Origin of the sequence: Antrihabitans cavernicola (genome assembly GCF_008297975.1) — a bacterium.
GTDB lineage: Bacteria > Actinomycetota > Actinomycetes > Mycobacteriales > Mycobacteriaceae > Antrihabitans > Antrihabitans cavernicola.
In genome coordinates, this window is record NZ_VLNY01000008.1 from 181660 (window position 1) to 194909 (window position 13250).

Annotated in this window: 12 protein-coding genes; 5 read left to right on the plus strand and 7 right to left on the minus strand. The window is 63.5% G+C overall.

Going from position 1 to position 13250, the window contains the following annotated elements:
* The first annotated feature begins 5 nt into the window (after window positions 1-5).
* Complete coding sequence (locus FOY51_RS17920) at window positions 6-668, plus strand: TetR/AcrR family transcriptional regulator (protein WP_235916453.1); 663 nt, start codon at window positions 6-8, stop codon at window positions 666-668.
* On the opposite strand, the gene FOY51_RS17925 is transcribed toward FOY51_RS17920, so the two are convergent.
* A complete protein-coding gene (locus tag FOY51_RS17925; RefSeq protein ID WP_149431624.1) occupies window positions 661-1665 on the minus strand; it encodes an NADP-dependent oxidoreductase in 1005 nt (334 codons plus the stop codon). The two genes, FOY51_RS17920 and FOY51_RS17925, sit on opposite strands and share 8 nt — an antisense overlap.
* On the minus strand, window positions 1662-2147 hold the full coding sequence (locus tag FOY51_RS17930) for a MaoC family dehydratase (RefSeq protein WP_149431625.1): 486 nt from the start codon (window positions 2145-2147) through the stop codon (window positions 1662-1664). Before FOY51_RS17930 ends, FOY51_RS17925 begins: the two co-directional genes overlap by 4 nt.
* Before the next feature lie 124 nt (window positions 2148-2271).
* Between FOY51_RS17930 and FOY51_RS17935 the strand changes: the two genes are divergently transcribed.
* Window positions 2272-3474 carry an acyl-CoA dehydrogenase family protein gene (locus FOY51_RS17935; protein WP_149431626.1) on the plus strand — a complete coding sequence of 401 codons (1203 nt, stop codon included), beginning with the start codon at window positions 2272-2274 and terminating at the stop codon, window positions 3472-3474.
* Between the two features lie 48 nt (window positions 3475-3522).
* On the opposite strand, the gene FOY51_RS17940 is transcribed toward FOY51_RS17935, so the two are convergent.
* Window positions 3523-3876, minus strand: coding sequence for a VOC family protein (locus FOY51_RS17940; RefSeq protein WP_235916455.1), 354 nt, complete (start codon window positions 3874-3876; stop codon window positions 3523-3525).
* A 1-nt stretch (window position 3877) separates the two neighbouring features.
* The gene (locus tag FOY51_RS17945; RefSeq protein WP_187776379.1) at window positions 3878-4177 is read right to left on the minus strand and encodes a winged helix-turn-helix transcriptional regulator; all 300 of its coding nucleotides are present in this window, start codon (window positions 4175-4177) and stop codon (window positions 3878-3880) included.
* Window positions 4178-4285: 108 nt separating this feature from the next.
* On the opposite strand from FOY51_RS17945, the gene FOY51_RS17950 reads away from it, so the two are divergent.
* Window positions 4286-5188 (plus strand): quinone oxidoreductase family protein, encoded by a 903-nt coding sequence (locus tag FOY51_RS17950; protein ID WP_149431627.1) that lies wholly within the window; start codon window positions 4286-4288, stop codon window positions 5186-5188.
* Here FOY51_RS17950 and FOY51_RS17955 read toward each other — a convergent pair.
* Window positions 5179-8634, minus strand: coding sequence for an indolepyruvate ferredoxin oxidoreductase family protein (locus tag FOY51_RS17955; protein ID WP_149431628.1), 3456 nt, complete (start codon window positions 8632-8634; stop codon window positions 5179-5181). The genes FOY51_RS17950 and FOY51_RS17955 overlap by 10 nt on opposite strands.
* 186 nt (window positions 8635-8820) lie before the next feature.
* Window positions 8821-9330 (minus strand): MarR family winged helix-turn-helix transcriptional regulator, encoded by a 510-nt coding sequence (locus tag FOY51_RS17960; protein ID WP_149431629.1) that lies wholly within the window; start codon window positions 9328-9330, stop codon window positions 8821-8823.
* Between the two features lie 56 nt (window positions 9331-9386).
* Between FOY51_RS17960 and FOY51_RS17965 the strand changes: the two genes are divergently transcribed.
* Window positions 9387-10022 (plus strand): hypothetical protein, encoded by a 636-nt coding sequence (locus FOY51_RS17965; RefSeq protein WP_149431630.1) that lies wholly within the window; start codon window positions 9387-9389, stop codon window positions 10020-10022.
* Here the strand turns inward: FOY51_RS17965 and FOY51_RS17970 are convergent.
* Window positions 9998-10669 (minus strand): endonuclease domain-containing protein, encoded by a 672-nt coding sequence (locus FOY51_RS17970; protein WP_235916457.1) that lies wholly within the window; start codon window positions 10667-10669, stop codon window positions 9998-10000. The genes FOY51_RS17965 and FOY51_RS17970 overlap by 25 nt on opposite strands.
* 577 nt (window positions 10670-11246) lie before the next feature.
* Between FOY51_RS17970 and FOY51_RS17975 the strand changes: the two genes are divergently transcribed.
* A complete protein-coding gene (locus tag FOY51_RS17975) occupies window positions 11247-12626 on the plus strand; it encodes a hypothetical protein (RefSeq protein ID WP_149431631.1) in 1380 nt (459 codons plus the stop codon).
* The last annotated feature ends 624 nt before the right edge of the window (window positions 12627-13250 follow it).

The following is a 13250-nucleotide window of genomic DNA, read 5'->3' on the forward strand; positions in this document are numbered from 1 at the left end:
AGGCAATGGGGACTGACTGGCAACCGCCTTCGATGGCGAAGAGCGCGCTCCTGCGTGACCCGCCCGTCACCGAGCGCGGCGCGCGCACCCGAGCTGCCCTGGTGACCGCTGCACGCACGGTATTCGAGCGCGACGGCTACCTCGATGCTCGCCTCGTCGACATCACGGCGGAAGCCAGCTGTTCCACCGGGACGTTCTACACCTACTTCGCCAGCAAGGAAGAGATCTTCGCCGCGGTGCTCGAGGTGGCGCAGGAGGACATGCTGCATCCGGGGATGGGGCGCGTCGCCCCCACCGACGATCCGTACGCCGTGGTCGAAGCCAGCAACCGAGCGTATTTCGAGGCCTACCAACGCAATGCGCGCCTGATGGGGTTGCTCGAGCAGGTCGCGAGTATCGATCCCGACTTCCGCGAACTGCGCAGGCTGCGGGGCGCGGCGTTCATCGAGCGCAATGCCCGCGCCATCGCAGATCTGCAGCAACGCGGGCAAGCGGATCCCGAATTGGATCCGCTGCTCGCGTCGCGTGCGTTGTCCAGCATGGTGAGCAGGCTCGGCTACACCATGTTCGTGCTTGGCTTCGGAGACGACGAACCGACACCGATCGACGACGTCGTCTACACCGCAACGCGCCTGTGGGCCAACGCGTTGCGGTTCCCGCTCAGCTGACTTGCAGCACCAGCTTGCCGGTGTTCTTACCTTCGAAGAGCATCAGCAGGGTGTCGCCGAACTTGTCGATACCGCCGGTGGCGACCTGTTCTCGGGCGACCAGTTTGCCGTCGGCAACCCATTCGCCGAGCTTGGCTGCGGCCTCGCCGTAGCGGCCTGCGAAGTCGAAGACGATGAAGCCTGCCATCGATGCGCGATTGATCAGCAGCGAAAGGTAGTTCTGCGGTCCGGGCGTCGGCTCGGTGGCGTTGTATCCGGAGATGGCGCCGCACAACACAACTCGTGCACCGAGGCGGAGGCGGGCGAGGGCGGCGTCGAGAATCTCGCCGCCGACGTTGTCGAAGTAGACGTCGATGCCCTTCGGTGCGTGCTGACGCAGGGCCTTGGCGACCGACTCCGACTTGTAGTCGATCGCGACATCGAAGCCCAGTTCGTCGGTGAGCCACGCGCACTTCTCCGCGCCGCCCGCGATCCCGATCACGGTGCAGCCGTGCTGTTTAGCGATCTGGCCGACCAGGCTGCCCACCGCGCCTGCGGCACCGGAGACGACGACCGTGTCGCCGTCCTTCAGCTTGCCGACATCGAGCAGCCCGAAGTAGGCGGTGAAGCCAGGGAAGCCGAGCGCGCCTAGCCACGTCGGGAGCGGCGCGATCGATTCATCGACACGCACAACGTCTTTGGCGTCGGCAACGGCGTATTCGGTGGCGCCGAAGTTGCCGGAAACCGCGTCGCCGACCGCGAAGTCGGGGCTGTTGGATGCACTCACGTGACCCACCGCGTGCGCGCGCATGACCGCGTCGATCTGGACCGGTGGCACGTAGCTGCGGACGTCGTTGAGCCACCCGCGCATCGCCGGATCGAGCGAGACGTAGGCAACCTTGACGGTCACCTGGCCGTCCGCGGGCTCCGGTACGTCAGCGTCGACGTAGTTCCAGGTGGATGCGTCGGGAAGCCCGACGGGGCGGGCTGCGAGTCGGACCTGACGATTGCGGGTCATGCGGAAGCGCCCTCTGCGACAACGGCGACGGACTCGGCGGCGAGCACGGGCTTGGGTGAGCCTTCACGCTCGAGGACCTGAGCGGTGGTCACCTGGTAGCCGTTTGGCGTCTCGGTCACCGATTTGACGGTGGCGCGCATGCGAAGTCGGGATCCGACCGGGACGGGCGCGGGAAAACGCACCTTGTTGTAGCCGTAGTTCAGCGCATGGGCGAAGCTGCCGAACCCGATCAGCTTGGCCGAGAAGGCCGGACCCAACGACAGTGTGAGCAGGCCGTGGGCAATGGTCGTGCCGAAGGGACCCTTGGCGGCGCGCTCCGGGTCGACGTGGATCCACTGGTGGTCGCCGGTGGCGTCGGCGAAGGCGTCGATGCGTTCCTGGGTGACCTCGAGCCAGTCGGTCGGGCCGAGTTCCTGGTCGATCAGGGCTTTCAGCTCGTCGATCGTCGTCGGGCTTGCGGGTTGTGGTGCAGTCTCGGTCATCGGACCTCTCGAATCTCGGCGATGGTGGGCGTCCTAAGTCATCGATACTTGAAGTTGACGCCGGATTCAAGTATAGCTAGAGCGAGGCGCGGGTCACATTGTTCTCTCTACGAGGAGTTCTTTCATGCAGTTCGAGCACAGCGAGCGCAGCAAGAAGTATCAGGCAGACTTGCTGGCCTTCATGGACGAGCACGTCTACCCGGCGGAAGCCGTGTACGAGCAGCAAATGCGGGACTCCGGCGATCCACATTTTCAGCCGCCGATCCTGGAAGAACTCAAGGTCGAGGCCCGCAAGCGCGGCCTGTGGAATCTGTTCCACCCGCACGCCGAGTGGGGTCCCGGACTGAGCAACTCGGACTACGCGCCGCTCGCCGAGATCATGGGTCGCAGCCACCTGGCGTCCGAGGCGTGCAACTGCAGCGCGCCCGATACCGGCAACATGGAGGTGTTCACCCTCTTCGGTACCGATGAGCACAAGGAGAAGTACCTGAAGCCGTTGCTGGACGGCACAATTCGGTCCGCATTCGCCATGACCGAGCCCGAGGTCGCCAGCTCCGACGCCACCAACGTGCAGCTCCGGATGGACCGTGATGGCGACGAATACGTGCTCAACGGTCGAAAGTGGTTCGCGTCCAACGCGTTGCACAAGAACTGCACGGTTCTCATCGTGATGGGCAAGACCGACTTCGATGCCGCGACGCACCGGCAGCAGTCGATGATGGTGGTACCGATCGATGCGCCCGGCGTCACGGTTGTGCGCGGCCTCCCGGTGTTCGGCTACCAGGACCGAGAAGGCCACGCGGAGATCACGTTCGAGGACGTGCGCGTTCCCGTCAAGGACGTGCTGGCAGGCGAGGGCGAAGGCTTTGCCATCAGCCAGGCGCGGCTGGGGCCGGGTCGAATTCACCATTGCATGCGGGCGATCGGAATGGCCGAGCGCGCACTGGACTTGATGTGTACCCGCGCCATGACCCGGGTGACGTTCGGTAAGCCGATCGCCGAGAACGCCAACATCCAGGACTGGATTGCGGAGGCGCGCATCGACATCGAGATGGTGCGACTGCTGACGCTCAAGGCCGCGTGGATGATGGACACGGTCGGCAACAAGGAGGCGCGAACCGAGATCGCCGCGATCAAGGTTGCCGCGCCGACCATCGCCCTGAAGATCATCGATCGCGCCATTCAGGTGCACGGCGGTGGCGGCGTCACCGACGACTTCCCGCTCGCAATGGCGTACGCGCACATGCGAACCCTGCGACTTGCCGACGGACCGGACGAGGTGCACAAGCGCGCGATCGCGCGGCAGGAGTTGCGCAAGCACAGGTGAGTGGTTTGTTGGTGTAGGGACCAACTAAACGCTCACCTGCGCGAAGCGCTACGTGATGCGGTGCGCGATCTGGTAGGTGTTGCCGAACCGATCGCGCACCATCGCGCGTCGATCGCCGTAGGGCTCGTCGCGCGGATCCTCCAGCGTCTCCGCGCCTGCTTCGACGGCTCGACGGTAAGTGACGTCCGCGTCGTCGACGTAGATGTAAAGCAATGCCGGGAATTGCTCGCGCTCACCGACTTCCGACACCATGATCAGCGAATCGCCGATCCGAACTTCGGCAGGACGACCGGGCACTACGTCGCCGACGGCGTCGAACACTGTGCGAAGAAAGTCGACAGCGACGCCGACGTCGGCGACCACCATGCGTGGTGTTACCGAGTGATACGGCTCGTGCGGCATGTCAGGACACCTTTTCCTGGTAGGCCGCTCGTGCCGCGAGCACGGTGGGCAGGTGTTCCTCGGCATAGACGGTGCGGGTGATCATGCCGTCGCGCTCCATCGCGCGCAGCGTTTCGGTGAGCACCTTCGGCGTCGCACGCAGCGGGACGCGCAATTCGGAGAAGCGACGCGGACCGTCGGCGAGGGACAAGAGCACTCCCGCCGACCATTTGTCGCCGACGCGGATCGGCATGATGCTGCTGGGACACTCGGGAGCGAACATATCCGGCAGCAGCGGTTCGAGTGGTCTCGCAGATGTCATGAGTACCCCTGACGTGCGTCGATACCGTTGAAGTAACCGATAGTTTATCCCTTACCGTCGCAGGTGCGGCTCTGCCGGACGGGTAGACCGACGCACAGGGGAGAGAAGATGCGTGCTGTTCGCTTTCATGAATTCGGTACTGCTGAGGTGCTGGTCGTCGAGGAGATTCCCGAGCCACGTGCAGCGGAAGGCCAAGTCGCGGTTCAGGTATCCGCGGCGGGCGTCAACTTTGCGGACACCATCGTGCGGTCCGGCTGTGTGCCGATTCCGCTGCCGTTCACGGCAGGATTCGAGGTGGTGGGGGAGGCCGACGGGCAGCGCGTGATCGGTTCGACGATGGGCGGCGGCTACGCCGAACACGTGGTGCTGTCTGCTGCGCTTCCGGTGCCCGACGAGCTCGACGACCACACCGCGCTCGCCGTCTTCGGCAACGGTGCCGCCGCGCTGGGTATCGTCGGCGCCGCGCGCGTGCAGTCGGGCGAGACGGTGTTCGTCGATGCGGCCGCCGGTGGTGTCGGCAGTCTCGTGGTGCAGTTGGCGAAGTCGGCGGGAGCAACCGTGATCGCGGGAGTGGGGAGTGCTGGGAAGGTCGAGCAGGTGCGAGCGCTCGGCGCCGATCGGGTGGTCGACTATTTGCAGTCGGGCTGGACGGAAAATGTCGGACCGGTGCATATTGTTCTCGACACCGTCGGCGGATCTGTAGCCACCGCGGCGTTCACGTTGCTGGTTCCCAGCGTCGGCCGCATCGTGCTCGCCGGAACGAGCAGCGGCGAACCACCGAACATCGAACCAGCCGCTGTGTTGAGCAAGAGCGTGTCGGTGATCGGCTACGCCTCTGCGCTGCTGCCACCCGAGCAGCAGGCCGAACTACGTGTCCGAGCTTTGGAACTCGGTCGAGCGGGAGACCTGAAACCCATTCTCGGTCAGGTCTTCCCGCTCGATCGAGCTGCGGACGCACACCGTGCCGTCGAGTCGCGTGCGACCGTGGGCAAGGTGATCCTTCAGTTGTAGCCGAGCTCGCGGAGCTGCTCGCGGTAGAGCTCGACGTTACGCATCTTGACGCCTTCGTAGCCGCGAACAACGTCGGCGAGGTTGGCTACCTGGGTTGCGTGGTCGTAGGTGGTCTCGGTCAACTGCGACGCCAGCTGCCGCATCAGGCCGCTGTACTGAGCGAGCAGCTCGCGCTCCACCTTGCGAACGTGGGCGTAGCCGAACGGATCCAGCTTGGTGCCGCGCAGTTTCTTGCCCTTCGCCAGAACTTTCAGTGCCACATGGGACTTGGGCGTGAGCCCGATCTTCTTCTTGCGCCCCAGCGACCGCAGCATCGGTGGATGCAACTTGTAGGTGAGGTTCTCGCCGCCCGGCACCTGCGACTCGACGTCGGCCAGGAATGCGGGATCGACCAGCATCCGAGCCACTTCGTACTCGTCCTTGTAGGCCGTGAACTTGAACAGCCCGCGTGCGACTGCCTCGCTGAACTCGGTACGACCTGTCACGGAACGCTCTGCAACCCAAACGGATTCGATGCTGTCGATGTAACGCTGAGCGACCTTGACGCTCTGGAACTCGATCAGCTCCGCTGCGCGCAGTTCCACCAGCCGGCGAACCTCACCGGTGAACGTGGTCGCGGCGAACATCGCTGCAGGCGCCACCGCAGGTGCCTTCTTCGCAGGAATCGTCGCGGCGTCGAACGCGGTCCGATCGGCGACGGCGACGCGACCCCAGCGGAACGCATCGATGTTGGCTGCGACGGCCACACCGTTGATGCCGATGGCTTCCTCGATCGCGTCGGCGGGCAACGCGAGTCCACCGGTTTGGTACGCGGCACCGATCAGCAGGAAGTTGGCGGCCGATGTGTTGCCGAACAGCGCCTGCGCTGCGGCAAGAGCATCGAAAGCGTTGAGCGACTTCGATACCGAGCCGAGCCGACTGACCAGCGAGTGCTCGTCGGGGTAGCGCACCGACTTGTCGTAGACCATGTCGCCAGTGGGCGTCTGACTGGTCGACGCCACCGACACGGTGGTCGCGGCGTTGCCGTAGGCCAGGTTCTTGTTGTCCGTCGCCGTCAACAGATCGAAGGCCACGATGCAGTCCGCGCTACCCGGTGTCAGCCGGTTGGACGGCTCCAACGCGTGATCGGAGAACCGCAGATGCGACACGACCGGTCCGGCTTTCTGACTCATGCCGATCTGGTCTAGGCTCTCCACCTGATATCCCGCACGCAGCGCAGCCGTGCCGAGTACCTGGTTCACCGTCACGATGCCGGTACCGCCGATACCCGCGAGGAACACGTTCTGCGTCGTCGTGATTCGCCCGACGGACGGAGCGGAAACCGTAGGCGGCGTGAGCCGTTCGATCTTCTTGGGCTTCTTGCCCGGCACCAGTTCGACAGTGACGAACGACGGGCAATCGCCGTCGAGGCAGCTGTAGTCGGTGTTGCACGACGTTTGATCGATGCGCGTCTTGCGTCCGAACTCGGTCTCGACCGGCTGAACGGACAGGCAGTTGCTCTTCTCGCCGCAGTCGCCGCAGCCTTCGCACACGGCTTCGTTGATGACGACGCGGGTGTTGCGCGTCGGTAGGGTTCCGCGCTTGCGCTGACGGCGCGCATCGGCGGCACAGTGCTGGTCGTAGATGAGGACGGTGACGCCCTCGACGTCGCGCAGCAACTTCTGCGCCTCGTCGAGCCGATCGCGTTCCCACAGATCGACGCCCTTGGCGAGAGCGCGCTTGCGGTACTTCGGGTCGTCGGCGCAGACGATGATTCGCTTGACACCCTGCGTCATCAGATTGTGCGTCAGGTCCGGAACCGTCAGTGCGCCTTCGGCATCCTGCGCGCCGGTCATCGCGACGACCTCGTTGAACAGCAGCTTGTAGGTGATGTTCACGCCTGCGGCGATGCACGCCTGCACCGCCAACTGACCCGAGTGGAAGTAGGTGCCGTCGCCGATGTTCTGGAACAGATGCTTGACGTCGGTGAACGGCGACTGGCCGATCCACTGCGCGCCCTCGCCGCCCATCTGGGTCAGGCCGGTGACCGCGCTGTCCTCACGACCGGAGAGCGTCACCAGCGTGTGGCAGCCGATGCCGCCGCCACCGATGGAACCCTCGGGGATCGCTGTGGAGCGGTTGTGCGGGCAGCCGCTGCAGAAATACGGAGTGCGCTTGGCGGGCAGAACGCTGAGCGAAAGAGCAGGCGGCAGTGCGCGCTTCAACTCCAGATCGTCGCGCAGCACGCGCCTCAGCGGGCCGAGCAGGCGTCCCGCGGTGAGCTCGCCGTCCGATGGCATCAGCGGTCGACCGTTGGCATCCTTCTTGCCCACGATCCGCGGCGCATCTGCTGTGCCGTAGAGGATTTCGCGGATCTGCGACTCGATGAACGCCGTCTTGTCCTCGACCACGATGATGCGGTCGAGACCCGCCGCGAACTCGCGAACACGCTCGGCACCGACGGGATACGGCATGCCGATCCGCAAGAGCCGGATGCCTGCGTTGTGCAGCGCGATGTCGTCGACTCCGAGGTCGAGCAGAGCCTGGCGCACCGAGTCGAAACAGGTTCCGGTGGCGGCGATTCCGATGGTGGCGTGCGTCGGGTTCACCTCGATCACGTCGAGGTTGTTCAGGGTGCTGTAGGCCTGGACCGTCGCCCAGCGCGGACCGTAGAGGTCGGCTTCGGCGACCAGGCTGTCCTGCGGTGCTGCCATTGGACGCTGCTTGTAGACGAACGGCCGTCCTTCCCATTCGATTTCGGGAACGGTGATGGGGAAGTCGGCGACGTTGCCGTCGACCGTCCAGGCGCCGTCTGCAACGTCGGCGACGATCTTCAACGCGACGATGCAACCCGACGCCCGCGACAGAGCGACGCCGTGCATGCCCATCGTGATGATCTCGTTGGCGTTGCGTGGGAACAGAACCGGGATGCCGAGCGCGGCGAGCGACCGTTCGCTGACGGCAGGAACGGTGGACGACTTGGATGCCGGATCGTCGCCGACGTAGATGACGACGCCGCCGTGGGGATTCACGCCGTACATGTTGGCGTGGCGCAGTGCGTCGGTCGCGCGATCGACGCCGGGGCCCTTGCCGTACCAGACGCCGACCACGCCATCGTGGGTCGCGGTTCCTGCTGGCAGGTTCGCCTGGCTGCCCCAGACCGCCGTCGCGGCGAGTTCTTCGTTGAGTCCGGGAACGAAGGCGATGTCGTGTTCTGCGCGCACCGTCGGCATTCCGCTCAGCATCTTGTCGACACCACCGAGTGGGCTGCCCTGGTATCCGGATACGAAGGTCGCGACGCGCTTGCCGGCGCGCATGTCGCGGACGTGCTGCTCCACCAACTGCCGGGCGATGGCCTGCACACCGGTCAGCAGAACCGGGCCCGACCCGGAGCGGTATCGGTCGTCGAGGTCGTAGGCGTGGCGTTGTGCGGTGATCGAGACAGGGCGATCGTCGAGTTCGGTCATTGCAGTCACATCTCCCCTCGGTACCGGATCGCGGCGCCGGGTGTCGAGTCGCTGGTCATTGAGCATTCGGTAACTCAATAGTCCTCGGTGGAGAGCGAAAGCGTCAATCGATCACATCAAGAGTACGCAATCTGACCAATTGTGGCCTGCATCACTGTCGGCGATTCAGCACGATGTGCAGTGCGGTCAGGATCCGCCGGTGATCATCACATCGGTGGATTCACGATGGTCGCCGATATGCGACGAACCGGTGCCACCGATGATCGCCAGAAGTGTGTTGCGAAGCTGCGTGACGTTGTCGCTACCGAGGGCGCGATCCAACAATTCGTCGAACTTTCCGACCACGCCGAGGCCCGCATCTACCACCGCCCAACCTGAGTCCGTGAGATGGACCAGCCGGGCTCGACGGTCGGCCTCGTCGGGTGTCAGTGCGACGTAGCCGTGTTTCTCGAGGTGTCGGACCAGCTCACCCATGGCTTGTTTGGTCATTCCGGTCCGGGCCGCCAGCTCGGTCATCCGGGAGCCGGCGGGGTCGATCACCTGGAAGATCGGAGCGTGCGCGGCACGAAGGTCCGCAAAACCGGCGGCGGCGATGCCGGCATCCAGTTCGGCGGCCAGCGTGCGCGACGCGGCGGCGAGCAGATTGCCCAGCGGCGGCGGTCTGTTTGACAATGGATTGGTAAGGCGCTTGACCATAGTGTGTTCAGTTCCTATCTTTAGTCAGGAACCTTACTAGTCTGAGGATGGGGACGATGACACGACGCCGAACAATTCTCACTGCGGCCGCTTTGCTGCTCGTTGTGCAGGTCGGGTGGATCGCCACCGGCGGTTCGCTCGGTGCCATCAGCGTCGTCACGGTGATCGTCGCGGCAGTTGTCATTGCCACCGGCGGCAGGTGGATCGCGATCGACACGTTGGGCCGCATCTACCTCGGCCTGGTGTTCGCCGGCTCGGTGGCGGACAGGTTCGGGGCGCTCGGTGCGCCCGGCGCGGACGGAGTTTCGTGGGGAAATTACGGCAACTTCGTCGACTACACGCGTGATCTGTTGCCCGGCATGTTGCATTGGGCTGCAACGGGTCTCGCATTGGCCGCGACCGTCGTGGAGGCCGTGCTTGCGTGCGCGCTGATATTGGGAGTGCGATCCAGGCTTGCGGCATCTGCAGGCTGCGCCGTTGTCGCGGTCTTCGGGCTGGCGATGTGGACCTCGGTGGGTTTCGACCAGATGGCGTCGTACGCAGTGCCTGCCGTTGTCGGTGCCCTCGCAATCCTGGGAACGGTGGATGCTGATCGGCACGCATCCGCCGTGATCACGAGCAATGGGTGGCAGATTCTGCGAAATCGTCGATCCGTTGTTCGGTATCGTCAGGCTGCGCGGGTGATCAGGTGATGCTGTAGCCGGCGAATCAGGTCGCGTTGACGCCGGCGCACGTCGTCGGCCGTGATCGGAACCACAAGCCACCCCCGCTCCTGGAGCCACGCGACCCGTGCCTTGTCGCGTCGAACAGCTAACGGGGTGGCGTGAAACTCGTCGCCGTCGTACTCGCCTGCGACCATCGCGTGCTCCCATGCGAAGTCCAGGAAGAACCTCGGCATGCCGAAGTCGTCGAGAACTGGATGCTGCAATGTCGGCGCAGGGAGCCCGGCATCGCGAAATAGCAGCCGGCATTCGGATTCCATCGGGGACTGCGCGGCGCCGTCGGCAACGGCGATCAATGAGCGCACGTGAACAATGCCACGCCGGCCGACCTGTGCGTCCGCAGCTGCCGTCAGGTCGCTCGGCCCGCAGACGCCGAGAGCGAGGGCCGCGTCGAGGGTGGCCCATGCGCGCGGCTTGGCGAGCGATCGAGCCAATTCGACGGCAGTCCATGCTGCTGTCGTGACGAGTTGGCCGTTCAACGACGTCAGCGGTGCGCCGAGGCGTTGATGGGCAACGACGCCACGGTAGCCGTGGACGTGCTTCGCGCCGGGGTCGTGAATGTGCAGCCCTTGGGTGACTTCGGTGCCGAAACCGAACAATTCGGCGGCCGTTCCCAAGCATGCGGTGATGCGATGCCCGTACGCAGTTTCGAGCGCACGCAGCCGCGTTGCGGTGGTCGGTGGACTGGTCGCGTAGATGCCGTGGGCCGCTGGAAATATCGAGGGTGCTTCACGATCGTGCGCAATGTTGCACGTGAGACGACCGAACGAATCTGTGCGGTCGTGAGTATTCCGCCGTGCTCGGCGAACAATGCGGTCAGTTCTGGGTTCACATGTCGCATGATGAACCGCCGGTGCAGGCGGGCTTCTGCGAAAGCCCAGGTCGGAAATTGCCCTGTGGATGAAGGGTTAGTGGATAGGGCCGTGAAAATGTCGCGAACCCGGACACGTTGAGGTCTCGTCGCGAGTTGACGAAGAAAGACGGGATCTTGAGTCTCAATTTCCGTACCCGTGTGCTACTTGGCTGCCAGCCGGGACCGCACCGTCAAACTATATGCTGGCAAGGGTGCTTTCGCCGACGGGAAACAGATATCAAGAATTCGTTCAGGCGTGTCGCGCCTTCAGGCCGAGCGAGCTGATTCCAGCGCTCGCACGGCTATCGGCCGCGATCGGAGAACCTCCCTACCCAGACCGGTTGAAGTTTCAGCAGCCCCCGTGGGGCTTGGCTGCTGCTGCGCGTGAATCGCTATTGCACGGGAATGAACACCGAGACGCCGGAAAGGTGTCCGAGAAAGCTCTCAATGCGTTGATGAGTAAGTTTTTCAACTCCGAGGCGACGCCGCACCTCATCCCTGGTGACCGAGGGTTCCTCCTCTCGATCGTTACCCCGATACTGTATGAGCAGTTTCCTTGGCAGGAATCGATATTCGAAGAGCTCTCCCGATCACACGCGTTGCTGCTAGACGGGCTCGACCAAGTGGACACGTCGGTGATCTCAGCTGCCTCCATGACGGAGCTGCTGGGCGGAATGTCGCTCGGGGACGCTATTGGTGCGACGTTCTTTCTCCAGGTCGGCGCCAACATGAACGGAGGTGTTTTTGACCCCGACTGGCTCAATCAGCCAAATTTCGAGGAAGTGCTGCATTTGTTCCCGCGCTCCAATATCGAGGCAATGGCCGAGCGCTTAACCGCCACCCGAGATGAGTTCAAGCAGGACTTCAAGGCACAGTCACTGGGTGTAAAACGCCTCGCGCGTTACGACTACAACCCACTTGTTCGGACTCCCTTCGTCAAACTCGACCAGGGCCTCCCGGTAGCTCCCGCGCCGCGCCTCATACTTCGCACCGTCACTCCCGGAGGGTTGTTCTATTCCGGAGTTTCCAAGTACGGCAAGGCTTTTGCAGATGACCTTGGTGCGCTGTTCGAGAACTACATCGGTCGGAATCTCCGCCTGATAGACGGTGCCGACGTCCATCCCGAAATTGTCTACGGTGCGAGGGGCGACAAGAAGAGTATCGACTGGTTTGTGGTCATGCCAGGCCTCGTGTTACTCGTGGAGTGCAAGATGAAGCGGCTCGCACTGGGATCTCGCGCGGGCGACCCGCAGTTGTTCGAGGACTTGCAGAAATCCCTAGAGAAGGCCCGCACGCAGCTGACTCGGACGGTGCAAAATCTCGCGGCCCGTACGCCTGAGTTTCGCCATATTCCCACGGATCGGCCGATGCTCGGGCTGATTGTCTCAGCCGAGCCGATCTACTCAGGATCGGCGTATCTCATCGATCACGACACCTCGGTAATCCCTGGCGGGCGGCTTCCTGACGTGCCGGTCGCCGCAGTGAGCGCTCGGGTGGTCGAAATGCTTGTCACACACGGTGCCGACACAGAGAATGTCCTACTCGAGCTCATCACAAGACACGTCGGCGTCGCGATCTCGCTTAGTGAAATACGTCCTCATGCCGACCACGACAATGCAATTCTGACGAGGGCATGGCAGTCTTACCCATTTTCCGCAGGCCGGGACAGACTTACCTGCGCAGGCAATCTAAGTGTGAACAATACGTCCTCCTTGGATTAGCCTTGTTGGTATGGCACTCCTAACGCCTCAAATCAGAATCCTACCTTTGTGTTAGACGCTCCGAGCCGACACGGACCTCAATGCATCGCACTGCGTAAGTGCCCCCTCCATCAGCGCGCCAGTGCCGCTCTACAGCTTGCAGAGGCGAATTATAGACGGCCGCATCCAGGGAGAGCTAGAAGACCCGCACTGGTAGTCACCGCGCCAAACGGCTGCTCTTGCACTATCGCGTTTTTCGACCAACGACACTAACAGGCCTGGATATCGAAATTTCGGAGATGCACGACCGACGCCAAACTCAACGCGAAACCGTCAGGCGTCGCTCGCGCAGTCGGATGCTTGGGTGAGATAGCGCTGGCGCATTCGGCTAAATAGACCTCATCAGCCGGACCGTACGCCCACCGAGCATCGCTTACGGAAACAGCTTGTGCTGCATTTGGTGGTGAGAGTTATCCGTCTTCTTTGTGCGTATCTCGTCCTTCCTCCGGCACGGCCAAGCAGCCATTCACACGCACGCGTCCGGGTTCGCGACATTTTCACGTCCACTAACCCGCCCTGTGGATGAAGCAAGTCCTGTGGATAACCCGCGACACCGAACAACGGGTCGAGGAAATCGCGAAATCT

Coding starts and splice junctions, on each gene's coding strand:
- FOY51_RS17920 (WP_235916453.1), top strand. CDS start 6: ATGGGGACTGACTGGCAACCGCCTTCGATGGCGAAGAGCGCGCTCCTG.
- FOY51_RS17925 (WP_149431624.1), bottom strand. CDS start 1,665: ATGACCCGCAATCGTCAGGTCCGACTCGCAGCCCGCCCCGTCGGGCTT.
- FOY51_RS17930 (WP_149431625.1), bottom strand. CDS start 2,147: ATGACCGAGACTGCACCACAACCCGCAAGCCCGACGACGATCGACGAG.
- FOY51_RS17935 (WP_149431626.1), top strand. CDS start 2,272: ATGCAGTTCGAGCACAGCGAGCGCAGCAAGAAGTATCAGGCAGACTTG.
- FOY51_RS17940 (WP_235916455.1), bottom strand. CDS start 3,876: ATGCCGCACGAGCCGTATCACTCGGTAACACCACGCATGGTGGTCGCC.
- FOY51_RS17945 (WP_187776379.1), bottom strand. CDS start 4,177: ATGACATCTGCGAGACCACTCGAACCGCTGCTGCCGGATATGTTCGCT.
- FOY51_RS17950 (WP_149431627.1), top strand. CDS start 4,286: ATGCGTGCTGTTCGCTTTCATGAATTCGGTACTGCTGAGGTGCTGGTC.
- FOY51_RS17955 (WP_149431628.1), bottom strand. CDS start 8,634: ATGACCGAACTCGACGATCGCCCTGTCTCGATCACCGCACAACGCCAC.
- FOY51_RS17960 (WP_149431629.1), bottom strand. CDS start 9,330: ATGGTCAAGCGCCTTACCAATCCATTGTCAAACAGACCGCCGCCGCTG.
- FOY51_RS17965 (WP_149431630.1), top strand. CDS start 9,387: ATGACACGACGCCGAACAATTCTCACTGCGGCCGCTTTGCTGCTCGTT.